Origin of the sequence: Enterobacter chinensis (genome assembly GCF_034008295.1) — a bacterium.
GTDB classification, from domain to species: Bacteria; Pseudomonadota; Gammaproteobacteria; order Enterobacterales; family Enterobacteriaceae; genus Enterobacter; species Enterobacter chinensis.
The window spans coordinates 153,719-176,812 of record NZ_JARDVI010000001.1; the positions used below are offsets into that span (position 1 = coordinate 153,719).

General features: G+C 54.0%; 27 protein-coding genes and 1 other annotated feature. Of the genes, 17 read left to right on the plus strand and 10 right to left on the minus strand.

Annotated elements, in window-relative coordinates:
* Positions 1-7: 7 nt before the first annotated feature.
* Positions 8-364, plus strand: coding sequence for a cell division activator CedA (cedA, locus tag PYW49_RS00795; RefSeq protein ID WP_407057600.1), 357 nt, complete (start codon positions 8-10; stop codon positions 362-364).
* A gap of 48 nt (positions 365-412) precedes the next feature.
* On the opposite strand, the gene tcyP is transcribed toward cedA, so the two are convergent.
* The 3 genes from tcyP to hxpB all read right to left on the minus strand — a co-directional run bounded on the left by tcyP (position 413) and on the right by hxpB (position 3,294).
* Complete coding sequence (gene tcyP / locus PYW49_RS00800) at positions 413-1,804, minus strand: cystine/sulfocysteine:cation symporter (protein WP_320385352.1); 1,392 nt, start codon at positions 1,802-1,804, stop codon at positions 413-415.
* Positions 1,805-1,931: 127 nt separating this feature from the next.
* Positions 1,932-2,522, minus strand: coding sequence for a metal-dependent hydrolase (locus PYW49_RS00805; protein WP_134349956.1), 591 nt, complete (start codon positions 2,520-2,522; stop codon positions 1,932-1,934).
* A 100-nt stretch (positions 2,523-2,622) separates the two neighbouring features.
* Positions 2,623-3,294 carry a hexitol phosphatase HxpB gene (gene hxpB, locus PYW49_RS00810; RefSeq protein ID WP_134349957.1) on the minus strand — a complete coding sequence of 224 codons (672 nt, stop codon included), beginning with the start codon at positions 3,292-3,294 and terminating at the stop codon, positions 2,623-2,625.
* A 148-nt stretch (positions 3,295-3,442) separates the two neighbouring features.
* On the opposite strand from hxpB, the gene PYW49_RS00815 reads away from it, so the two are divergent.
* On the plus strand, positions 3,443-3,979 hold the full coding sequence (locus PYW49_RS00815; protein ID WP_134349958.1) for a YniB family protein: 537 nt from the start codon (positions 3,443-3,445) through the stop codon (positions 3,977-3,979).
* Between the two features lie 36 nt (positions 3,980-4,015).
* On the opposite strand, the gene PYW49_RS00820 is transcribed toward PYW49_RS00815, so the two are convergent.
* The 3 genes from PYW49_RS00820 to pfkB form a co-directional block, all read right to left on the minus strand.
* The gene (locus PYW49_RS00820; RefSeq protein WP_008500662.1) at positions 4,016-4,876 is read right to left on the minus strand and encodes a fructosamine kinase family protein; all 861 of its coding nucleotides are present in this window, start codon (positions 4,874-4,876) and stop codon (positions 4,016-4,018) included.
* Positions 4,877-4,981: 105 nt separating this feature from the next.
* A complete protein-coding gene (gene ghoS, locus PYW49_RS00825) occupies positions 4,982-5,272 on the minus strand; it encodes a type V toxin-antitoxin system endoribonuclease antitoxin GhoS (protein ID WP_134349959.1) in 291 nt (96 codons plus the stop codon).
* Between the two features lie 106 nt (positions 5,273-5,378).
* Positions 5,379-6,311: a 6-phosphofructokinase II gene (gene pfkB / locus PYW49_RS00830; RefSeq protein WP_320385834.1), complete on the minus strand. Its 933-nt coding sequence runs from the start codon at positions 6,309-6,311 to the stop codon at positions 5,379-5,381.
* 295 nt (positions 6,312-6,606) lie between these two features.
* Here pfkB and PYW49_RS00835 point away from each other — a divergent pair, with 295 nt between their 5' ends.
* Positions 6,607-7,365 carry a DUF481 domain-containing protein gene (locus PYW49_RS00835; protein ID WP_320385353.1) on the plus strand — a complete coding sequence of 253 codons (759 nt, stop codon included), beginning with the start codon at positions 6,607-6,609 and terminating at the stop codon, positions 7,363-7,365.
* A gap of 80 nt (positions 7,366-7,445) precedes the next feature.
* On the opposite strand, the gene yniD is transcribed toward PYW49_RS00835, so the two are convergent.
* Positions 7,446-7,553: a small membrane protein YniD gene (yniD, locus tag PYW49_RS00840; protein WP_008500658.1), complete on the minus strand. Its 108-nt coding sequence runs from the start codon at positions 7,551-7,553 to the stop codon at positions 7,446-7,448.
* Between the two features lie 98 nt (positions 7,554-7,651).
* Entirely contained in the window at positions 7,652-7,852 is a 201-nt protein-coding gene (gene yncL / locus PYW49_RS00845; protein ID WP_080471855.1) for a stress response membrane protein YncL, read from the minus strand.
* A 215-nt stretch (positions 7,853-8,067) separates the two neighbouring features.
* Between yncL and thrS the strand changes: the two genes are divergently transcribed.
* From thrS to selO, 14 genes are all read left to right on the plus strand, one after another.
* The gene (gene thrS, locus PYW49_RS00850) at positions 8,068-9,996 is read left to right on the plus strand and encodes a threonine--tRNA ligase (protein WP_320385354.1); all 1,929 of its coding nucleotides are present in this window, start codon (positions 8,068-8,070) and stop codon (positions 9,994-9,996) included.
* Positions 9,997-9,999: 3 nt separating this feature from the next.
* Entirely contained in the window at positions 10,000-10,542 is a 543-nt protein-coding gene (gene infC, locus PYW49_RS00855) for a translation initiation factor IF-3 (RefSeq protein WP_059443439.1), read from the plus strand.
* Between the two features lie 97 nt (positions 10,543-10,639).
* Positions 10,640-10,837 carry a 50S ribosomal protein L35 gene (gene rpmI, locus PYW49_RS00860; protein ID WP_003030583.1) on the plus strand — a complete coding sequence of 66 codons (198 nt, stop codon included), beginning with the start codon at positions 10,640-10,642 and terminating at the stop codon, positions 10,835-10,837.
* A 51-nt stretch (positions 10,838-10,888) separates the two neighbouring features.
* Entirely contained in the window at positions 10,889-11,245 is a 357-nt protein-coding gene (gene rplT, locus PYW49_RS00865; RefSeq protein ID WP_000124850.1) for a 50S ribosomal protein L20, read from the plus strand.
* Between the two features lie 240 nt (positions 11,246-11,485).
* Positions 11,486-11,610, plus strand: a sequence feature (Phe leader region).
* Complete coding sequence (pheM, locus tag PYW49_RS00870) at positions 11,491-11,535, plus strand: pheST operon leader peptide PheM (protein WP_001386830.1); 45 nt, start codon at positions 11,491-11,493, stop codon at positions 11,533-11,535. It overlaps the preceding feature by 45 nt.
* 62 nt (positions 11,611-11,672) lie before the next feature.
* Positions 11,673-12,656 carry a phenylalanine--tRNA ligase subunit alpha gene (gene pheS / locus PYW49_RS00875; protein ID WP_134349961.1) on the plus strand — a complete coding sequence of 328 codons (984 nt, stop codon included), beginning with the start codon at positions 11,673-11,675 and terminating at the stop codon, positions 12,654-12,656.
* Between the two features lie 15 nt (positions 12,657-12,671).
* On the plus strand, positions 12,672-15,059 hold the full coding sequence (gene pheT / locus PYW49_RS00880) for a phenylalanine--tRNA ligase subunit beta (protein WP_320385355.1): 2,388 nt from the start codon (positions 12,672-12,674) through the stop codon (positions 15,057-15,059).
* Between the two features lie 4 nt (positions 15,060-15,063).
* On the plus strand, positions 15,064-15,363 hold the full coding sequence (gene ihfA, locus PYW49_RS00885) for an integration host factor subunit alpha (RefSeq protein ID WP_003857805.1): 300 nt from the start codon (positions 15,064-15,066) through the stop codon (positions 15,361-15,363).
* Between the two features lie 104 nt (positions 15,364-15,467).
* The gene (btuC, locus tag PYW49_RS00890) at positions 15,468-16,448 is read left to right on the plus strand and encodes a vitamin B12 ABC transporter permease BtuC (protein WP_320385356.1); all 981 of its coding nucleotides are present in this window, start codon (positions 15,468-15,470) and stop codon (positions 16,446-16,448) included.
* A gap of 35 nt (positions 16,449-16,483) precedes the next feature.
* Complete coding sequence (locus PYW49_RS00895) at positions 16,484-17,035, plus strand: glutathione peroxidase (RefSeq protein ID WP_320385357.1); 552 nt, start codon at positions 16,484-16,486, stop codon at positions 17,033-17,035.
* Positions 17,035-17,790: a vitamin B12 ABC transporter ATP-binding protein BtuD gene (gene btuD / locus PYW49_RS00900; protein ID WP_320385358.1), complete on the plus strand. Its 756-nt coding sequence runs from the start codon at positions 17,035-17,037 to the stop codon at positions 17,788-17,790. Before PYW49_RS00895 ends, btuD begins: the two co-directional genes overlap by 1 nt.
* Positions 17,791-17,863: 73 nt before the next feature.
* Entirely contained in the window at positions 17,864-18,328 is a 465-nt protein-coding gene (locus PYW49_RS00905) for an NlpC/P60 family protein (protein ID WP_008500650.1), read from the plus strand.
* A 293-nt stretch (positions 18,329-18,621) separates the two neighbouring features.
* A complete protein-coding gene (locus PYW49_RS00910) occupies positions 18,622-19,338 on the plus strand; it encodes an EAL domain-containing protein (RefSeq protein WP_134349967.1) in 717 nt (238 codons plus the stop codon).
* Positions 19,339-19,399: 61 nt separating this feature from the next.
* Entirely contained in the window at positions 19,400-20,842 is a 1,443-nt protein-coding gene (selO, locus tag PYW49_RS00915; RefSeq protein WP_320385359.1) for a protein adenylyltransferase SelO, read from the plus strand.
* Positions 20,843-20,883: 41 nt separating this feature from the next.
* Here selO and PYW49_RS00920 read toward each other — a convergent pair whose 3' ends face one another.
* Both PYW49_RS00920 and PYW49_RS00925 read right to left on the minus strand, forming a co-directional pair.
* Positions 20,884-21,654 carry a 3-hydroxybutyrate dehydrogenase gene (locus PYW49_RS00920; protein ID WP_320385360.1) on the minus strand — a complete coding sequence of 257 codons (771 nt, stop codon included), beginning with the start codon at positions 21,652-21,654 and terminating at the stop codon, positions 20,884-20,886.
* A 10-nt stretch (positions 21,655-21,664) separates the two neighbouring features.
* Entirely contained in the window at positions 21,665-23,056 is a 1,392-nt protein-coding gene (locus PYW49_RS00925; protein ID WP_320385361.1) for a GntP family permease, read from the minus strand.
* Positions 23,057-23,094: the final 38 nt, after the last annotated feature.

The window sequence follows — 23,094 nt, forward strand, 5'->3', positions numbered from 1 at the left end:
TTTTCACATGCCGTCCTTAACGAAAGGAGCCATCTCACCCACTCGGTGCGCGACGGAAGGCTGCAGGATCGGCTATCATAGGATTTTCCTGCTTCAAGAATTTGCTTTAGTGAACCAGTCGCTTATGAAACCTCTTCGTCAACAAAACCGCCAGGTTATTAGCTATGTGCCCCGCGTTGAGCCCGCGCCGCCTGACCATGCCCTGAAAGTGGAGGGGTATCGCGATGTCTGGCAACTGCGGGGTAAATTCGTGGCCTTTGTGCTGATCGGCGAACATTTCCGCCGCTCTCCCACTTTTACAGTGCCGGAAGCGGCGCAGCGGTGGGCGATGCAGATCCGCCAGGATGAAGAGGTTGAAGAATAACAGCCATAAAAAAACCGCCATCAGGCGGTTTTTTTATTTCTACAGTGATTAACGGTGCGCCAGCTCGGCGTCGTCTTCACTTTCCAGAATCGCTTTGTCAGTCTGCTTCAGCCACTGGCTGGTCAGCGTTCCGGCGGTCATTGAGCCGCTGACGTTCAGCGCAGTACGGCCCATGTCGATCAGCGGTTCAACGGAGATGAGCAGGGCGACCAGCGTGACCGGCAGACCCAGCGCAGGCAGAACAATCAGCGCGGCGAAGGTTGCGCCACCGCCAACACCCGCAACGCCTGCGGAGCTTACGGTAACAATCCCGACCAGCGTGGCAATCCATACTGGATCCAGCGGGTTGATACCCACCGTCGGGGCGACCATCACGGCCAGCATTGCCGGGTACAGACCCGCACAGCCGTTCTGACCAATGGTCGCGCCAAAGGAGGCAGAGAAGCTGGCGATGGATTCAGGCACGCCCAGACGACGGGTTTGCGCTTCAACGTTCAGCGGAATAGACGCGGCGCTGGAACGGCTGGTGAAGGCAAAGGTCAGTACCGGCCAGACTTTACGGAAATATTTCAGCGGGCTGACGCCGTTCACGCCCAGCAGGATACCGTGCACCACGAACATAATGCCCAGGCCCAGATAAGAGGCGACGACGAAACTACCCAGCTTAATGATGTCCTGCAGGTTAGAGCCGGCAACCACTTTGGTCATCAGCGCCAGGACGCCGTAAGGGGTTAACTGCATCACCAGACGAACCAGCTTCATCACCCAGCTTTGCAGGGTATCAATTGCGGTCAGCACACGTTCGCCTTTTGGCGCGTCGTCTTTCAGCAGCTTCAGCGCCGCCACGCCGAGGAACGCGGCGAAAATGACTACGCTGATGATGGAGGTTGGGCTCGCGCCGGTCAGGTCAGCAAACGGGTTCTTCGGAATGAAGGAGAGCACCATCTGCGGCACGGTCAGATCAGCCACTTTACCCACATAGTTGGTTTGAATCGCGGTCAGACGCGCCGTTTCAGCGCTCCCCTGAACCAGACCTTCGGCAGTCAGGCCAAACAGGTTGGTCACCAGCACACCCACCAGCGCGGCAATCAGCGTGGTAAACAGCAGCGTACCAATGGTCAGGAAGCTGATTTTACCCAGCTGAGTTGCGTTATGCAGGCGCGCAACGGCGCTCAGAATAGAGGCGAACACCAGCGGCATAACGATCATCTGCAGCAGCTGGACATAGCCGTTACCGACAATGTTGAACCACTGAATAGAATCTTTCAGAACTGGATTATCGGAGCCATAAATCGCCTGTAATGCCAGACCAAATACGACACCCATGGCCAGACCAACCAGCACTTTTTTCGCCAGGCTCCACTGTTTGTGGCGCGCCTGCGCGAGAAGCAATAGCAATACAACGAACACAACGACGTTCGCGATGAGTGGAAAATTCATCCCCGTTCTCCTGATTTATTATCGGGTCGGTTTTTACCGATCCTGTTGGCGGAAGGTTAGCAGAAGTGTGATGTAGCGCTTATATCCAAATGGAATGGGTTATGACAAACGGGATGATTTTGTCGGTTTACTGTTCAATCTGGTGATGAATGAAGCGATTAAACTGAAATTGCAGCGAATTAATCATCTGGGAAGACCAGCGGACTGCACTGTTTTCGGGCAATGTTTGTGGCATCCAGACGGCGTAAGCAAACAGCGCCATGCACAGCGCGCGCTCAAGCTGGTTACCTTTCTGAGGAGCAAGGATGGGAAAACGGAAACGCCAGCGGCAGGGCCACAGCAGCGGCACGCCCGCAGGCGTGAGCATATCGGCGAGAATATGGCTTAAATAACCCAGCACCATTCCCTGAATGGCATCGGCGGGCACTATCCAGCTATCGGGCACTTTTAAATAGAAGAGCGTCAGCAGGCCAAACACGGCCAGCAGACTGTGCGTAAACCCCCGGTGGCCGAACGCGCGGGCAATGGGTTTCGACACCCACTTCAGGCGCTGACCGAGGAAGGATTTGGGGTGGTCAATATCGGGCAACAGACAGGTCAAAACGGCGGAAGGGACAATATGCCACCAGTCCCCCTGCGCCAGCACAGGAGTGAGTTCAGCGTTTTTGGCAAATACTGCGCACGCAATAGAAAAAAGCAGGTGGCCTTCCGCCGTCATGATAAAACCCACAAAACTGTCAATTCATACAGTATAGGGTTTTTATACAGTAGGCGGAAGAGGTGACGGTGTAACTGTTTGTCACAAACCGGAGGGGACGTTAACCGCCCTGCAGGTGCTGCGCCGTGAGCTCTGCCAGTGAAGTGAGCTTCACATCGGCAAGGGCAAACCGGGGATCGTGGCGGCCTTCTTCCGCAGGCACCACAATGGAGCGCATCCGCGCGGCTTTCGACGCCACCATACCGTTAACGGAATCTTCCAGAGCAACACAGTTGAGCGGATCAAGGCCCAGCTTAGCGGCGCAGTCCAGATAGACCTGCGGGTGGGGTTTGCTGTAAGGCAGTTTTTCAGCGGACGCCAGGGCGTCGAAACTGTCGCGCAGTTCAAACATGGTGAGCACTTTTTCCAGCATATGCAGTGGTGAAGCCGAGGCCAGGCCGACCTTCAGCCCCTGAGCTTTGCACAGCGCAACAGCATCACGTACGCCGGGCAGCAGCGGCTTGTTCTCTTCTACCAGCGAAATGGCACGGCTGATAATGCGTGCGGTCACTTCATCGCGACCGGGTCCAACCCATGGCTGTTGGGCAAACCACAGTTCAACCACCATATCGATGCGCAGACCCAGCGTATCAGGAAGTTCATTACGGCGGTTGATATCAACGCCAAGGCTGGCCATGACGTCCAGTTCGGCGCGATCCCACAACGGTTCGGAATCGATCAGTAATCCATCCATGTCAAAAATTGCGGCAAGAATTTGGCGCGGTGTCGACATCACAACGTCTCCTTATCCAGGGTGTTCGACAGACGATAAGTGCTAAGCACACTCTGCAATTTAGCATATTGCTTTTAAAGAGCGGGCGAAATTGATGACCAGCAGGTAGACTTAGGCACAAATAACGCGTCTTTATGAAGAGGAACTGATGACGTATCAACAAGCTGGACGCATCGCGGTCTTAAAACGTATTGCTGGCTGGGTGATTTTTATTCCTGCCGTCATTTCTACGCTGATTTCAGTGCTCAAATTTATGTACGATCACAGCGAAAAACAGCCGGGTATCAATGCGGTAATGCTTGATTTCGCTCATGTCATGATTGAGATGATGCGTTTTAATACGCCATTTTTGAATGTCTTCTGGTTCAACTCACCCACCCCGGATTTTCAGCATCAGTTGAATATCGGCTTCTGGGTGATTTACGCCCTCATCTTTGTCGCCCTGGCCCTGCAGGCCTCTGGCGCGCGAATGAGCCGCCAGACGCGCTTTTTACGCGAAGGCGTTGAGGACCAGTTAATTCTGGAACAGGCCAAAGGCCCGGAAGGAATGAGTCGGGAGCAGATTGAATCCCGTATTGTTGTTCCGCGTCATACCATTTTCCTGCAGATTTTCCCGCTCTATATCCTTCCCGTGCTCATCATTGTGGCGGGATATTTCTTTTTCTCACTGCTCGGTTTTCTGTAATCGATAAGGGTGGCGGTAAGGCCACCCGTTCTCTTCTCAGGCGGCAAGCATGCGTTCCAGCGCCCGCTGCGCGTTAACAAGGTGTTCACCGCCAAAAAGAATGGCACGGTTCATCAGCGTATAAAGCTGGTATACCGGTTGGCGATCGAGGAAACCGGGCGGTAGGGGGGAAACAGACTGGTACCCGTCGTATATTTGCGGTGGCTGCTCAGGGTGTAGCGGCAGCATGGCAAGATCGCACTCTCTGTCACCCCAGTAGCAGGCCGGGTCGAAGATGTAGGGGCCGTTGGGACCCAGCGCGCAATTATCGGACCACAAATCGCCGTGAAGCAAAGAGGCCTGAGGCTGGTGGGATGCCAGACGCTGTTGAACATGCTCGACGATGGCATCAATATTGCCAAACTCAAGCCCTTTCTCAGCGGCCAGCTCAAGCTGCCAGCCAATGCGCTGCTCGGCAAAAAACGTCGACCAGCGGCGCTGCCAGGCGTTGGGCTGTGGCGTGGTGGAGAGGTCGTTGTCAAAATCGAGACCAAACTGCGGCTGGTCGCTCCATTGATGCAGGCGCGCTAACTGTTGACCGAGAATGAAAGCATTGTGGGCATCCAGCGGGCGGGCAGGGAGATATTCCATGACCAGAAAACTGTAGTCGCGGTCGCTACCCACGGCCAGGACCTGCGGGACGGTCACCGTTTTACTGCGCGACAGTAGCTCCAGCTGGTCGGCTTCGGCGGTAAATATTGGGAGCAGCTCTCGCTCGTCGCATTTAACGAAAAGATCGCGCCCAGCGTAGCGTAAATGCCACGCGGCATGGATCTCACCGCCTGGCAGTTCGTTACGCAGTTCGATTTCACCTTCACCCAGTTGCTCACTTAAAAGATGACTGATAGCCTGCCACATGTTTTCTCTCCCATGTTGTCTGCCAGATCATAAAGTTAGCGCATAATTGCGGTAAAAAAATACGAACTAACGCACACCTGAGCGGTTTAAATTCATACAGGGCACTTATTGTTCTTTTTTCTGCCAGCTTTCCCAGGTTTTCACGTCAATTTCGGCTGGCTTGTCGGTCACACTTTCCACCAGACTGGCGCCCAGCGCATGAACCTCTTCCTGGCTCAGGGGGGTTATCAGGCCAAATGCCAGGGTGCCTAAATCATGAACATTGCCCTCGTCATCCGTGAGCGTGAGGAGAAAATTAGCCCGGGTGAAGGCGTTATTGAGCTCATTCAGCTCGGTCAGCGATGCTTCATGAAGGTTGATGGTAACGACGTAGCGGGTGATGTCACCACTGCTCATAATTCACCTCATTGTTATCATGGAAGTTTTCTTAGCATAGTCGATAGTTTGCGTTTGGCGACTCAGAGATGACATTCCCCTCCATAAAGATGAAGGGGAACAGGCGTTAATTTCGGGACAGGTAATCGACAATTTTTTGCGTATCGGATAACGAACAAAGACGCGTGCCCTGGTTGATGGTTGCGGCACTGCCTGCCGCCACGCCATAACGTGTCATTTCCAGCAGCGACGCGCCCTGCGCCAGTTTCAGCGTCATCGCGCCCACCATGCTGTCGCCAGCGCCTACCGTGCTCTGACTTTTCATCGGCGGCGGGACAACCTGAACGGACGACGCTTCATCAACTGCCAGTGCCCCCTGAGGGCCAAGGGAAACCACGACGCGTCGTGCTTTGCCGCTGCGTACCAGCTCCTGCGCGGCAGTGAGAACATCATCAGGCTGCGTCAACGCGCGGTTGACCAGTGCGCTTAGCTCTTTCTGGTTGGGTTTGACCAGCTCAAGATTGCCTGGTACCAGGGCCGCCTGCAGGGCCTCGCCGCTGCTGTCGACAATGCAGCGGATCCCGCGTTGCTGCGCGGCCTGAATCAGCCCGGTTAACTTTTCCGGGCTTACGCCGGGCGGCAGGCTGCCGCTTATTACCAGCAGCGCACCGCTTTCTATCGTCAGCACTTTCTCTTCAAGCTGACGAAATTCATCATCGCTAAGTTTCGCACCAGGCATGACAAAACGGTACTGCTCGCCGCTTGATTCCACGTGGACATGCAGGTTTTGCCGCGTCCAGTCTTTGGCCTCGACGGTCTCTGCGGCCACCTGTTCATCTGCCAGCAGAGAGACCAGGTGTTCGCCGGTGGCACCGCCGGCAGGGAAAATTGCCGTCGCTTTACCGCCGAGGTGTGTAATGGCGCGCGCCACGTTGATACCGCCGCCGCCGGGCTCAAAGACAGGGGCGCTACAGCGCAATTTACCTTCCGGGTAAATCTGCGGCGTCAGGGTTGCGGAATCAAGGGAAGGGGAGAGCGTCAGGGTGTAGATAGAAACCATCATTACCTCCTTTTAGCGTGGGTTCTTATTAGTCTGGCACCATTTGTCAGGAAGGCAATGTAAATAACAGTATGATTTTAAATATGAATACTGACGAAAAGTGAGGCGCGGGTTATATAAAATAAAACGCTTTTTGGGATCGTTCTTATTCAAAAAATGAAATAAGAAAACATTGCTATGTTATTTGCGGCTTTTTATAATTTGTTACCTTTCTCTGGACGCCTTGTCATTGATCCTCAAGAAAGATTCCGGGACCGTGTGGTCTCTTTTTTTGTTGTACGGACTCCTTAATAAAATGAAGCTTTTAAAGACAGTTCCCGCTGCACTGATGCTGGCGGGTGGCGTGTTTGCAGCTATGAACGCAGCCGCCGATGATACCGTTTTTACTGTCATGGACGATCCCACCACCGCGAAAAAACCTTTTGAAGGTAACCTGAACGCAGGGTATCTGGCACAATCCGGTAACACGAAAAGCTCTTCTCTGACGGCGGACAGTACGCTCACCTGGTACGGTAGCAACACCGCCTGGTCTCTGTGGGGCAATGCCAGCAACACGTCCGCTAATGACGAACGCTCTTCCGAGAAATATGCGGTAGGCGGACGTAGCCGTTACAACATGACTGACTATGACTACCTGTTTGGTCAGGCAAGCTGGTTAACCGACCGTTACAACGGATATCGTCAGCGCGATGTGTTTACCGCCGGTTATGGTCGCCAGTTCCTGAATGGTCCGGTACACAGCTTCCGCTTTGAATTCGGTCCGGGTGTGCGTTATGACGAGTACACCGATGGTGATACCAAAACCCAACCGCTCGGTTACGCTTCCGGTACCTATGCCTGGCAGATGACGGACAACACCAAATTTACCCAGGGTGTTTCAGTATTTGGTGCCGACGATACGACGCTGAACTCTGAGACGGCGCTGAACGTGGCTATCAACGAGCACTTTGGTCTGAAAGTGGCTTACAACGTAACCTGGAACTCTTCACCACCAGAAACTGCACCGGATCATACCGATCGCAGAACCACGATTTCACTGGGTTACAGAATGTAATAATGGCGGGCCGATGATGATGTCGGCCCGTTTCTCATCTCAGGCCTTTTGACGTCCCTTCTGATTACTGCTATTCGCCTCTAGCCCCAAATCATTGCCGCCCAACGAAGTAGCAGCATTGCGCCGCAGATGGCAATCAGCACCAGCACCATTTTCCAGTGTTTTACGGCAAATCGTTTTGTTGGCATAACCTAATCCTTGTCCGTTGATATCCACAGTCTACCAAACAGGGCCGAAATATGCCCCTTCTCAGGATCGATTGGGTTATGCCAGCGCAGGGTTAGGCTCAGAACCAGTGGAATCGTTCGGCGAGAATCAACAATAAACCTGTGGCTGAAAGGATGTTCAATATCACAACCGTTCTACTAGATACGTTCATGGTATGCACCTTTGGGTTTAAAGACCTGTTCAAGAGTAGCCCAGCATTTCTGGAATGCGAGCACCGGGAATATGCGACCTGCAAATTCATGCGAAAGTGCCAGCGCATCAATCTGCCGGCAGAGGGTGCAATCTCCCTTTTGTTAGTGTTAACATTGCAAGCCTTGCTGTAAATCCGACGTAGTCTGATTTTCGGCAGGTGAATGATGACGAACCAATTTGACGATTGTTGGTCAGATGGTGTCGTAATCTATTGTCAAATCACGATTATTTTCTTTGTATATGCTCTTATGTGTGGGGCATCACTGCAAATAAGGATATAAAATGCCTGTAATTACTCTTCCTGATGGCAGCCAACGCCATTTCGACCACGCTGTTAGCCCAATGGATGTTGCCCTGGACATCGGTCCTGGTCTCGCGAAGGCGACTATCGCCGGCCGCGTTAACGGTGAGCTGGTTGATGCGTCCGATCTGATCGAAAACGATGCGACGCTTGCAATCATTACCGCGAAAGACGAAGAAGGTCTGGAGATCATTCGTCACTCCTGCGCGCACCTGCTTGGCCATGCTATCAAACAGCTGTGGCCAAACACCAAAATGGCGATCGGTCCGGTTATCGACAATGGTTTCTACTACGACGTTGACCTTGATCACACCCTGACTCAGGAAGATATTGACGCGCTCGAAAAACGTATGCACGAGCTCGCCGAAACGAACTATGACGTCATCAAGAAGAAAGTCAGCTGGCACGAAGCGCGTGAAACCTTCGTGAAGCGCGGCGAGAACTACAAGGTCTCAATTCTTGACGAAAACATTTCGCATGATGACAAGCCTGGCTTGTACCATCACGAAGAATACGTCGACATGTGCCGTGGACCGCACGTGCCGAACATGCGCTTCTGTCATCACTTCAAACTGATGAAGATCGCGGGTGCCTACTGGCGCGGCGACAGCAACAACAAGATGTTGCAGCGTATTTATGGTACCGCGTGGGCCGATAAAAAAGCCCTGAACGCGTACCTGCTGCGCCTGGAAGAGGCCGCGAAGCGTGACCACCGTAAAATCGGTAAGCAGCTTGACCTGTACCACATGCAGGAAGAAGCGCCGGGTATGGTGTTCTGGCATAACGATGGCTGGACTATCTTCCGTGAACTGGAAACCTTCGTACGCTCCAAGCTGAAAGAGTACCAGTATCAGGAAGTGAAGGGCCCGTTCATGATGGACCGTGTGCTGTGGGAAAAAACCGGCCACTGGGACAACTACAAAGATGCGATGTTCACCACCTCTTCTGAGAACCGTGAATATTGCATTAAGCCAATGAACTGCCCAGGCCACGTTCAGATCTTCAACCAGGGTCTGAAATCTTACCGCGATCTGCCGCTGCGTATGGCGGAGTTCGGTAGCTGCCACCGTAACGAACCATCAGGTGCGCTGCACGGTCTGATGCGTGTTCGTGGCTTTACTCAGGATGATGCGCATATCTTCTGTACGGAAGATCAGGTACGTGATGAAGTTAACGCCTGTATTCGTATGGTCTACGATATGTACAGCACCTTTGGCTTCGAGAAAATCGTGGTCAAACTCTCAACGCGTCCGGAAAAACGTATCGGTAGCGATGAGACATGGGATCGCGCAGAAGCGGATCTTGCCGTGGCGCTGGAAGAGAACGGCATTCCGTTCGAATACCAGCTGGGCGAGGGCGCATTCTACGGTCCGAAAATTGAATTTACCCTGTATGACTGTCTCGACAGAGCTTGGCAGTGCGGTACTGTACAGCTGGACTTCTCCCTGCCTCAGCGTCTTAGCGCCTCTTATGTTGGCGAAGACAACGAGCGTCAGGTGCCGGTAATGATTCACCGCGCAATCCTCGGTTCTCTGGAGCGCTTCATCGGCATCCTGACCGAAGAGTTTGCAGGCTTCTTCCCAACCTGGCTTGCGCCAGTGCAGGTTGTCGTGATGAATATTACCGATTCTCAGGCGGATTACGTTAAAGAATTGACGCAGAAACTTCAAAATGCGGGCATTCGCGTAAAAGCAGACTTGAGAAATGAGAAGATTGGCTTTAAAATCCGCGAGCACACTTTACGTCGTGTCCCGTATATGTTGGTCTGTGGTGATAAAGAGGTGGAAGCAGGCAAAGTTGCCGTTCGCACCCGCCGTGGTAAAGACCTGGGCAGCCTGGACGTAAGTGAAGTGATTGAGAAGCTGCAACAAGAGATTCGCAGCCGCAGTCTTCAACAACTGGAGGAATAAGGTATTAAAGGCGGAAAACGAGTTCAAACGGCACGTCCGAATCGTATCAATGGCGAGATTCGCGCCCAGGAAGTTCGCTTAACAGATCTTGAAGGTGAACCACTGGGGATTGTGAGTCTGAGAGAAGCGATCGAAAAAGCTGAAGAAGCTGGAGTAGATTTAGTTGAAATCAGCCCTAACGCCGAACCGCCAGTTTGTCGTATTATGGACTACGGCAAGTTCCTTTATGAAAAGAGTAAGTCTTCTAAGGAACAGAAGAAGAAGCAAAAAGTTATCCAGGTTAAGGAAATTAAATTCCGTCCTGGTACCGACGATGGCGATTATCAGGTAAAACTCCGCAGCCTGATTCGCTTTCTGGAAGATGGCGATAAGGCCAAGATCACACTGCGTTTCCGCGGTCGTGAGATGGCCCACCAACAGATCGGCATGGAAGTGCTTAACCGCGTCCGTGAAGATCTGAGTGAACTGGCAGTAGTCGAATCCTTCCCTACGAAGATCGAAGGCCGCCAGATGATCATGGTGCTCGCTCCTAAGAAGAAACAGTAAGGCCTTCAAGCAGCAAAATCTGTGGAGCCTTCGGGTTTCATAGGTTTTGTTCGCCTATGTTTCGTTTATTTAACAATGCGAAGTGGAAGTTATTAAGATGCCAAAAATTAAGACCGTACGCGGTGCTGCTAAGCGCTTCAAAAAAACCGGTGGTGGTGGATTTAAGCGTAAGCACGCAAACCTGCGTCATATTCTGACCAAAAAATCTACTAAGCGTAAACGTCACCTGCGTCCAAAAGGCCTCGTTTCTAAAGGCGATCTGGGTCTGGTTATCGCGTGCCTGCCGTACGCATAAGCCGTTAACGTTTAATTTTTTTACTAAGAATATAGATACAGGAGAGCACATATGGCTCGCGTAAAACGTGGTGTAATTGCACGTGCACGTCACAAGAAAATTTTGAAACAAGCTAAAGGCTACTACGGTGCGCGTTCACGCGTATACCGCGTTGCCTTCCAGGCTGTTATCAAAGCAGGTCAGTACGCTTACCGTGACCGTCGTCAACGTAAGCGTCAGTTCCGTCAACTGTGGATTGCGCGTATCAACGCAGCAGCACGTCAGAACGGTATTTCTTACAGCAAATTCATCAACGGCCTGAAAAAAGCTTCTGTTGAAATCGACCGTAAGATCCTGGCTGACATCGCAGTATTCGACAAAGTAGCGTTCACCGCTCTGGTCGAAAAAGCGAAAGCAGCACTGGCATAAGCCAGTTGGAAGAGGGGGCTTTGCTCCCTCTTTTCATATACCCGTCATACTTCAAGCTGTACCTGCGTTGGCTGCGTTCGTTCACCCCAGTCACTTACTGATGTAAGCTCCTGAGGATTCTCTCTCTTGCCGCCTTGTTACAACTTGAATTATTTAGGGTATAACTTTATCAGAACATTGACTTTTACCCGTCCAGGCTTTTCAATAAGGTCTTAACGGTTTTTACCCTACAAGGTAACGCAAGCATGAATGCTGCTATTTTCCGCTTCTTCTTTTACTTTAGCACCTGAGTTCAGGAGGCTAGCGCGTGAAAGATGAAACGAAAAACAGCGCCAGATAAGCCTCCCGATGGAGGCTTTTTTTGTGCCTGAATTTGAGAGAATAACTCCACCAGATCGGTGTCTGCACCGACATAATGAGGAAAATCATGTCACATCTCGCAGAGCTGGTTGCCAGTGCAACAGCCGCCATTAATCAGGCCTCAGATGTTGCCGCGTTAGACAATGTCCGCGTCGAATATCTTGGTAAGAAAGGGCACCTGACCCTTCAAATGACTACCCTGCGTGAACTGCCGCCAGAAGAACGCCCGGCAGCGGGTGCGGTGATTAACGATGCCAAAGAGCAGGTGCAACAGGCACTGAATGCGCGCAAAGCTGAGCTGGAAAGTGCGGTGCTGAACGCGCGTCTGGCCGCAGAGACGATCGACGTTTCTCTGCCGGGTCGTCGTATTGAAAACGGCGGTCTGCACCCGGTCACGCGTACGATTGACCGCATTGAAAGTTTCTTCGGTGAGCTCGGCTTTACCGTGGCGACTGGCCCGGAAATCGAAGATGATTACCACAACTTCGACGCCCTGAATATTCCTGGCCATCATCCGGCTCGTGCTGACCACGACACTTTCTGGTTCGACGCTACGCGTCTGCTGCGTACCCAGACCTCAGGCGTTCAGATCCGTACCATGAAGGATCAGGAACCGCCAATCCGCATCATTGCGCCGGGCCGCGTCTATCGTAACGACTACGATCAGACCCACACCCCAATGTTCCACCAGATGGAAGGCCTGATTGTTGATAAAAACATCAGCTTTACCAACCTGAAGGGCACGCTGCACGATTTCCTGAACAACTTCTTTGAGGAAGATCTGCAGGTCCGTTTCCGTCCGTCCTACTTCCCGTTCACTGAACCGTCTGCGGAAGTTGACGTGATGGGTAAAAACGGCAAATGGCTGGAAGTGCTGGGCTGCGGCATGGTGCATCCAAACGTGCTGCGCAACGTGGGTATCGATCCGGAAGTTTACTCCGGCTTTGCGTTTGGCATGGGCATGGAACGTCTGACCATGCTGCGCTACGGCGTGACCGACTTACGTGCATTCTTCGAAAACGATCTGCGTTTCCTCAAACAGTTTAAATAAGGGCAGGACAGAACAATGAAATTCAGTGAACTGTGGTTACGCGAATGGGTGAATACCACGCTGGACAGCGACGCGCTTTCTAACCAGATCACCATGGCGGGTCTGGAAGTGGACGGTGTTGAGCCGGTTTCAGGGGCATTCAACGGCGTGGTGGTTGGTGAAGTGGTGGAGTGCGGTCAGCACCCTAACGCTGACAAACTGCGCGTAACAAAGGTTAATGTGGGCGGTGACCGTCTGCTGGATATCGTCTGCGGTGCGCCAAACTGCCGTCAGGGGCTGAAAGTGGCCGTGGCGACCGTGGGTGCGGTGCTGCCGGGTGATTTCAAAATTAAAGCCGCCAAACTGCGCGGTGAGCCGTCTGAAGGCATGCTGTGCTCGTTCTCCGAGCTGGGTATTTCCGACGATCACAACGGCATCATTGAGCTGCCGCTGGATGCGCCAATCGGCACCGATATCCGCGAATATCTGAAGCTTGATGACAACACCATCGAAATCAGCGTCACGCCAAACCGCGCTGACTGCTTAGGTATCATCGGCGTGGCGCGCGACGTTGCCGTGCTGAACCAGACCGAGCTGAATGCGCCGGAGATCGTCCCGGTTGAAGCGACCATCAGTGACGTGCTGCCTATTCAGGTTGACGCTGCGGATGCTTGCCCACGCTATCTTGGTCGCGTGGTGAAAGGCATCAACGTTAAAGCGCCAACCCCGCTGTGGATGAAAGAAAAACTGCGTCGTTGCGGTATCCGTTCTATCGATGCGGTAGTTGACGTGACTAACTACGTTCTGCTGGAGCTGGGCCAGCCGATGCATGCGTTCGATAAAGATCGTATCGAAGGCGGTATTGTGGTCCGTATGGCGAAAGAGGGGGAAACCCTGGTTCTGCTGGACGGCAGCGAAGCGAAACTGAACGCTGACACGCTGGTTATTGCCGACCACGCTAAAGCGCTGGCAATGGGCGGTATCTTCGGCGGTGAACACTCTGGTGTGAACGATGAGACGCAAAACGTGCTGCTGGAATGCGCGTTCTTCAGCCCGCTCTCTATCACCGGTCGCGCCCGTCGTCATGGCCTGCACACCGATGCCTCACATCGCTACGAGCGCGGCGTTGACCCGGCGCTGCAGTACAAAGCGATGGAACGTGCGACCCGTCTGCTGATTGACATCTGCGGCGGTGAAGCGGGCCCGGTTATCGACGTCACCAGTGAAGAGACTCTGCCGAAGCGCGCAACCATCACCCTGCGTCGCAGCAAGCTGGATCGTCTGATTGGGCACCATGTTGCCGATGCGCAGGTGACCGATATCCTGAAGCGTCTGGGTTGCGACGTGACCGAAGGCCAGGACGAGTGGAAAGCCGTTGCGCCATCCTGGCGTTTCGATATGGAAATCGAAGAAGATCTGGTGGAAGAAGTGGCCCGCGTATACGGCTACAACAACATCCCTGACGAGCCTGTCCAGGCCGGTCTGGTGATGGGCTCCCACCGTGAAGCCGATCTGTCCCTGAAGCGTGTGAAAACCATGCTGAACGACAAAGGCTACCAGGAAGTGATCACCTACAGTTTTGTTGATCCAAAACTGCAGCAGCTGATCCACCCGGGCCAGGAAGCGCTGATCCTGCCAAGCCCAATCTCCAGCGAAATGTCTGCAATGCGTCTGTCCCTGTGGACGGGGCTGCTGGGCACTATCGTTTATAACCAGAATCGCCAGCAAAACCGCGTGCGAATTTTCGAAAGCGGTTTGCGCTTTGTGCCGGATAATCAGGCAAATTTAGGCATCCGTCAGGATCTCATGCTGGCTGGCGCTATCAGCGGTAACCGCTATGAAGAGCACTGGGACCTGGCAAAAGGCACGGTTGATTTCTACGATATGAAGGGCGATCTGGAAGCGATTCTGGATCTGACCGGTAAATTATCTGAAATTGAATTCCGCGCAGAAGCCATCCCGGCGCTGCATCCGGGCCAGAGCGCGGCCATCTATTTAGACGGCAAACGCGTTGGTTTCATTGGGGTTGTTCACCCTGAGCTGGAGCGTAAACTGGACCTGAACGGCCGTACCATCGTGTTTGAGCTGGAATGGAACCTGGTGGCAGACCGCGTGATTCCTCAGGCTCAGGACGTCTCCCGCTTCCCGGCAAACCGCCGTGACATCGCGGTTGTGGTCGCGGAAAACGTGCCCGCAGCAGATATTTTGGCCGAATGTAAGAAAGTTGGCGTAAATCAGGTAGTTGGCGTAAACTTATTTGACGTGTACCGCGGCAAGGGCGTAGCAGAAGGTTTCAAGAGCCTCGCTATTAGCCTTATCCTTCAGGATACCAGCCGTACACTCGAAGAAGAGGAGATTGCCGCTACCGTCGCCAAATGTGTAGAGGCATTAAAAGAGCGATTCCAGGCATCATTGAGGGATTGAACCTATGGCGCTTACAAAAGCTGAAATGTCAGAATATCTGTTTGATAAGCTTGGGCTTAGCAAACGGGATGCCAAAGAGCTGGTAGAGCTGTTTTTCGAAGAGATCCGTCGTGCTCTGGAAAATGGTGAGCAGGTAAAACTCTCCGGTTTTGGCAATTTTGATTTGCGAGACAAAAACCAACGTCCGGGTCGCAACCCGAAGACGGGGGAAGATATTCCCATTACAGCCCGCCGCGTGGTGACCTTCAGACCCGGCCAGAAGTTAAAAAGCCGTGTCGAAAACGCAACGCCCAAAGCAGAGTAATATGAACTAACCAAAAAGGCCGCCCACGCGGCCTTTTTTCTTTGCGCTCTCTGGTAAACCCGCCGTAAAATCAATTACATCTCACGCTACTAATAACCGTACATATGCTTGATTATGCCCATCGCCAGCACCGTTCCGATCGACGTCGCCTGTTTTTGCTGGTGCTGTTGCTCATTGTCGCCGCGGGTGTAAGCCTCTGCGCCGGCGACAGATGGATAGGTCCCGAAAGCTGGTGGGGGCCTGACGGGCAGCTCTTCGTCTGGCAAATACGTCTGCCGCGCACCGTCGCGGTGATTCTGGTAGGTGCCTCGCTGGCGCTGTGCGGTACCATTATGCAGGCGTTGTTTGATAACCCGCTGGCGGAGCCCGGGCTGCTCGGCGTGTCGAACGGCGCAGGCGTGGGGCTGATTGCGGCGGTGATGCTGGGCGGGGGAGAACTCTCCGGATGGGGGATTAGCCTGAGCGCAATTCTCGGCGCATTGCTGATAACCGCGATCCTTCTTCGCTTCGCCAGACGGCACTTATCCACCAGCCGCCTGCTGCTTGCCGGCGTGGCGCTGGGGATAATCTGCAGCGCGCTGATGACCTGGGCGGTCTACTTCTCGACATCCTTTGACTTGCGCCAGCTGATGTACTGGATGATGGGCGGCTTTGGCGGCGTTGACTGGCACCAGGGCTGGCTAATGGCGCTGCTGGTACCGGTTATCGCGTGGGCTGCCCTGCAGGCGCAGCCGCTAAATATGCTCGCGCTGGGTGAAACCTCCGCCCGCCAGCTCGGGATGCCAATAGGGTTCTGGCGTAATGTGCTGGTCATCGCCATTGGCTGGCTGGTCGGCGTTAGCGTCGCCCTGGCGGGCGCGATTGGCTTTATCGGTCTGGTTATTCCGCACATGCTGCGGCTATGTGGCCTCACGGACCATCGAACCTTACTTCCGGCCTCGGCTGTTGCCGGGGCCGTCACGCTGCTGGTCGCCGATATCATCGCCCGGCTTGCCCTGACAGCCGCAGAGCTACCCATTGGCGTGGTGACCGCCACGCTGGGCGCGCCGGTATTTATCTGGCTACTATTAAAAGCTGGACGTTAAATCACTATACCCGTAAGACAACCTGAGGGAATGCTATGCAGTCAGATATCCTGAATACTGAAGTGACCACCATTGATGGCGAAAACACTACGCTTGAAGGCTACAAAGGTAACGTGTTGCTCATCGTCAACGTGGCATCCAAATGTGGCCTGACGCCACAGTACGAGCAGCTGGAAAACATTCAGAAGGCCTGGGAGAAGGACGGTTTCACCGTGCTGGGTTTCCCATGCAATCAGTTCCTGGGACAGGAGCCGGGCAGCGAAGAGGAAATCAAAACGTTTTGCAGCACCACCTACGGCGTGACGTTCCCACTGTTCAGCAAAATCGACGTCAACGGTGAAGATCGCCATCCTTTGTATGCGAAGCTGATCGCTGCCGCACCGAAAGCCGTTGCGCCGGAAGGAAGCGGTTTCTATGAACGCATGGCCAGCAAAGGCCGCGCGCCGCTCTATCCGGACGACATTCTGTGGAACTTCGAAAAATTCCTGATTGGCCGTGATGGCCAGGTCGTTCAGCGTTTTTCACCGGATATGACGCCTGAAGATCCGATTGTCATGGAATCTATCAAGCTGGCGCTGGCGAAATAATGTCTTTGCTAATGCAGCTCACGGACGTTGCCGAGAAGGGACGTCTGGAACCGATAACCGGTACCCTCAATGCGGGAGAAATCCTGCATCTTGTTGGGCCGAACGGCGCAGGGAAAAGCACGCTGCTGGCGCGAATGGCAGGCCTGACCGGCGGAGCAGGGCAGATAACGTTGCTGGAGCATACGCTTGCCGACTGGTCGCCGGTCTCGCTGGCGCATCGGCGCAGTTACCTCGTTCAGCAGCAACTGCCACCCTTTGCCATGCCTGTCTGGCACTATCTGATGCTGCATTTGCACGACAAACAACATACGGCACTGCTGACGGACGTGGCTGCAGCCCTGGGGCTGGAAGATAAACTGTCCCGGCATGCCAGCCAGCTTTCCGGGGGGGAATGGCAGCGGGTGCGTCTGGCGGCTGTTATCGTTCAGATCCACCCGGCAGGTAATCCTCACGGGCGGATGCTGCTGCTCGATGAACCCATGAGCGGTCTGGATGTGGCGCAGCAGGCGGCGCTGGATACGCTGTTAAGCGCCCTGAGCCGAAAAGGCATCGCCGTGGTGATGAGCAGTCACGACCTCAACCATACCTTGCGTCATGCCCACCGGGTGTGGCTGCTGTCGCGTGGAAAGATGATCGCCAGCGGTACGCGGGATCAGGTTCTTACGCCACCCAATCTTGCCCGCGCGTACAATATGTCGTTTCGCAGGCTGGATATAGAGGGACATAAGATGCTGATTTCTACCGGGCAGGAGTAACCGTTTCTTGCCTGTTAGCACAATTGCACGCTAAATTACGAAAAGAATAAAAAAAGCAGAGGATTCGTCTGAAATGCGATTCTGGTTTCTCCTGATGGCCGCACTCTTTCTTGCGGGATGCAGTAGCCATCGTGCCCCGCCGCCTAACCCACGGCTTTCAGATTCGATCACCGTCATCGCCAGCCTCAACGATCAGCTGAGCAACTGGCGCGGCACCCCTTATCGCTACGGCGGCATGAGCCGGGGTGGTGTGGATTGCTCCGGCTTTGTTCTGATGACGTTTCGCGACAAGTTTGATTTACAGCTTCCGCGTGAAACGCGCAAACAGGCTGAAATCGGTACTGAAATTGATAAAGACGATCTTCTGCCTGGGGACCTGGTTTTCTTCAAAACCGGATCGGGTGAAAGCGGTCTTCATGTGGGGATATATGATACAGACAATCAGTTTATTCACGCCTCAACCAGTCGCGGCGTGATGCGCTCTTCTCTTGATAATGTTTACTGGCGTAAAAATTTCTGGCAGGCACGACGTATATAGACTTCGTCGGACGCATCTCTTAAGACGGCATGGTAACTAATAAACCATGCCGTTTTTCTCAAATAAGATGATTAAAGTTAAATTTGCCTAAAATTATGTAAGCTCGCATGTGTCTGTTTTATCTAAAACTGGCTATTATTCTGTAACCAGGATAAGATTATTTTAGATTCAGGGATAAATCTGAAAATTAATACGGAACTAATGAAATTAATCTTATTAAAATCAAGACAGTGGAATTGTGTCGGCAATTGCTCCAGGATGTCCTCTCTCATCTTTAATGCGGGGCGAGTGCAATGATTATTACGCTAGATAATGCTTACCAGTCTGAACTGATGCTTTTGCCTGCCCGTAATAGTGCAGGTGAGCTTAAAGGTTTAGAAATTCTGGTTAATTTTACTGGCGTCGGCAGCGATGTGAGGATCCCCACTGAACTCGTTATCCCAAGGCTTTCAGCAGCCGAAGAGTTAGAACTGTTTAACGAAAAACTGCAATTGCTTGATACCTGCAAACTGTTTTTTATTCAGCATCAGTTAATTGCATGGATCAATATTACACCTGTAATTGTTGAATTTTTATTAAGTAATGGGAACGCTGTTTCAATCCTTGAGCGTTATCCGTTTCTTGAGTTTACTGTTAATGAGAACTATCCAGGTTTAAATAACGGAAAGGATGATCTGCAACTGGCGAGAATGGCGATCCATTTTCCGTTGGTTCTGGCAAACTTTGGCGCAGGCGCTGCATCGCTCAAAGCGGTCTATGATGGATTATTTAAACGGGTCATTCTCGACAAGGGTTTCATTCAGCAGCGTGCTCCTGAGCTCTCTTTTGAGCCATTTATGCGCGCCATCCTCTGGCAAATTACGCCGCACTGCCAGTCGGTGATCGTTTCGGGCATTGACGACCACGGCCTGTTGCAGCGCGTCCTGTCCTTCAATTTTGGCGCAATGCAGGGGGCGCTCTGGCCTGCCGTCTCTGCAGAGCACGTCACTACGCTGGTTCAGCAGCGATAACCCTTGCTTTCGCCCGTGTTTAAGTCCGGGTAAACCCTCTACACTAAAAGCAGGAGGACTTATGACCCTGTCTTTTACTGCTCACTGGCATGACGAGTTGCCTGGCTTTTATACCGCACTCAAACCAACACCATTACAAAATTCACGTCTTATCTGGCATAACGATCGGCTGGCCGATGAACTGGCTATTCCGCCTGAGCTGTTTCAGCGTTCTGAGGGCGCTGGCGTCTGGGGAGGCGAAACGTTGCTCGCCGGTATGCAACCTCTGGCGCAGGTCTATAGCGGACATCAGTTTGGCGTCTGGGCGGGTCAACTGGGCGACGGCAGGGGGATCCTGCTCGGCGAACAACGGCTTCCCAACGGGGAGACGGTTGACTGGCACCTGAAAGGCGCCGGGCTTACCCCCTATTCGCGGATGGGCGACGGGCGCGCGGTACTGCGTTCAACCATTCGCGAATGTCTGGCCTCTGAAGCGATGCATGCGCTGGGTATACCGACTACCCGTGCGCTGTCGATTGTCACCAGTGATACACCGGTTGCACGCGAAACGATGGAAAAAGGGGCAATGCTGATGCGGATTGCGCAAAGCCATTTGCGCTTCGGCCATTTCGAGCACTTTTACTATCGTCGCGAGCCGGTCAAGGTTCGCCAGCTGGCTGACTTTGCCATTCGTCACCACTGGGCACATTTGCAGGACGAGGCGGATAAATACGTTCTCTGGTTCAGGGATGTGGTGGTCCGCACCGCCACCCTGATTGCCCGCTGGCAAACGGTCGGCTTTGCCCATGGCGTCATGAATACGGACAATATGTCGATCCTCGGGCTGACCTTTGATTACGGTCCGTTTGGTTTCCTGGATGATTATCAGCCTGGGTATATCTGCAACCATTCCGACTATCAAGGACGTTACAGCTTTGACAATCAGCCTGCGGTTGGCCTGTGGAACCTGCAGCGTCTTGCGCAAACCCTGTCGCCGTTTATCGATGTGGATGCCCTGAACGATGCGCTTGACGGCTATCAGGACATATTGCTGCGAGAATATGGCGCGCTGATGCGCAGCAAGCTGGGGCTGGTGACGCAGGAGAGGGGCGATAACGACATCCTCAATGGCCTGTTTGCTCTGATGGCGCATGAGGGCAGCGATTATACCCGGACCTTCCGAATGCTGGGCCAGACGGAGCAGCACAGCGCGGCCTCGCCGCTGCGCGACGAGTTTATTGACAGGCAGGCGTTTGACGACTGGTTTGCTCAGTACCGCACGCGGCTGCAGCAGGAGCAGGTGGATGACGCCACCCGCCAGACGCAGATGAACGCAACGAACCCGGCGATGGTATTGCGCAACTGGCTGGCGCAGCGGGCGATTGAGCAGGCAGAGCAGGGCGAGTACGACGAGTTACACCGTCTGCACGTGGCGTTGCGCACGCCGTTTGCCGACCGGGATGATGACTATGTCAGCCGCCCGCCTGACTGGGGCAAGCGGCTGGAGGTAAGCTGCTCGAGCTAACATGTTTGCCGGGTGGCGGCTTCGCTTACCCGGCCGATAAATCACTGCGCAACCCATCCGCCGTCCATATTCCACGCGGCGCCGCGTACGTTAACGGCGCTCTCGCTGCACAAAAACAGCGTCAGTTCACCCAGCTGTTCCGGGGTGACAAATTCTCCGGAAGGCTGTTTCTCTCCCAGAAGCTGGTCGCGCGCCAGATCCGGCGCGACGCCATCCGCAATACGTTTGTCGATTTGCTGTTGCACCAGCGGGGTGAGTACCCAGCCGGGGCAGAGCGCATTCGCGGTAATACCGGTGCGGGCAGTTTCCAGCGCCAGCGACTTCGTAAAGCCCACCACGCCATGCTTGGCGGCAACGTAGGCTGATTTCTCTTTTGAGGCCACCAGCCCGTGAACCGAGGCGATGTTAATGATGCGCCCCCAGTTTTTCTCCCGCATGGCAGGTAGCGCCAGTCGGCTGGTATGAAATACCGCTGAAAGGTTAATGGCGATAATGTCGTTCCATTTTTCCACCGGAAATGCATCCACCGGGGCCACGTGCTGTATGCCTGCGTTGTTGACAAGAATGTCCACGCCGCCGAACTGGCTATCGGCGTAGCGCATCAGGGCTTCAATTTGCAGGACATCACGCAGATCCGCATCGTGATAGCCCGGCTTTTTGCCCAGTTGCGCAATCTCAGCACTTGCCGATTCACTGTCGCCGAAACCGTTAAGGATCACCTGTGCCCCGGCTTTCGCCAGCACGCGGGCGATCCCGAGGCCAATACCGCTTGTTGAGCCGGTCACCAGTGCGGTTTTACCGTTCAGATTCATCTTTTTCTCCTTACACAATGCCGGTCAGATAGAACACGGCAATGACAAAAAGCACTGCCAGACTTTTAATGATCGTGATAGCGAAAATGCCGCCGTAGGCCTGACGATGGCTCAGACCGGTGATCGCCAGCAGGGTAATCACCGCGCCGTTATGGGGAAGGGTATCCATCCCCCCGCTTGCCATGGAGGCCACGCGGTGCAGCACCTCAAGAGGAATATTGGCCGCGTGGCCGGCGGCGACAAACGTGTCGGCCATGGCCGCGAGGGCAATGCTCATCCCGCCGGACGCCGAGCCGGTGATCCCCGCGAGAACGGTCACGCTGATGGCCTCATTGAGTAACGGATTCGGGATGGCCGCCAGCGCTTTGGATAACACCAGAAAACCGGGCAGGGCGGCGATAACCGCGCCGAAACCGTATTCCGAGGCGGTATTCATCGCGGCCAGAATGGCGCCGCTGACCGCCGTGCGGCTGCCTTCTGCCAGGCGTCCATGGATATTGCGAAAGCCAAAAATCAGCACCAGCACAATACCGGAAATCAGCGCCGCTTCCACGGCCCAGATGGCGGTGATCTTGCTTACCTCGGTCACAATCGGCTTTGCAAGCCCAGGCAGGGTAAGCTCGTGGCTTGTGCCGTACCAGCCTGGGATCCAGCGGGTAAACAGCAGGTTCAGTATGCCCACCACCAGCAGCGGGGAGATGGCAATCAGCGGGTGAGGGAGGTTAATGTTATCCGGAGTTTCCGGTTCATTTTTCAGATCCGTGCCGTAACCCTCGTTGTTATTGAGCGCCTTACGACGCTGGCGCTCCAGCCAGAGCAGGCCAAAACAGATAATAAACAAAGAGCCAATCAGCCCCAGCCACGGCGCGGCCCAGGCGTTAGTGCCGAAGAAGCTGGTGGGGATAATGTTCTGGATCTGCGGCGTGCCGGGCAGGGCATCCATGGTAAACGAGAATGCTCCGAGCGCCACGGTGGCCGGGATCAGCCGTTTAGGGATGCTGCTCTGGCGGAACAGTTCGGCGGCAAACGGATAAACCGCAAACGCCACCACAAACAGCGACACGCCGCCGTAGGTTAACAACGCGCACACCAGAACAATCACCGGGATCGCGTGGCGACGGCCGAGGATCTGAATCGCCGCGGCGACGATGGCCCGCGAGAAACCGGAGAGTTCAATCAGCTTGCCAAACACCGCACCCAGCAGGAATACCGGGAAGTAGAGCTTGACGAAGCCCACCATTTTTTCCATAAACAGGCCGGTGAAGGTCGGGCCGACGGCGCCCGGATCGGTCAGCAGCACGGCACCGAGCGCCGCAATCGGCGCAAACAAAATCACGCTATATCCGCGATAGGCCGCCAGCATCAGCAATGCCAGCGCCGCCAGGGCAATTAACACACTCATTACGACTCCTTACTCTTGTTATATTCGGGTACTAACGA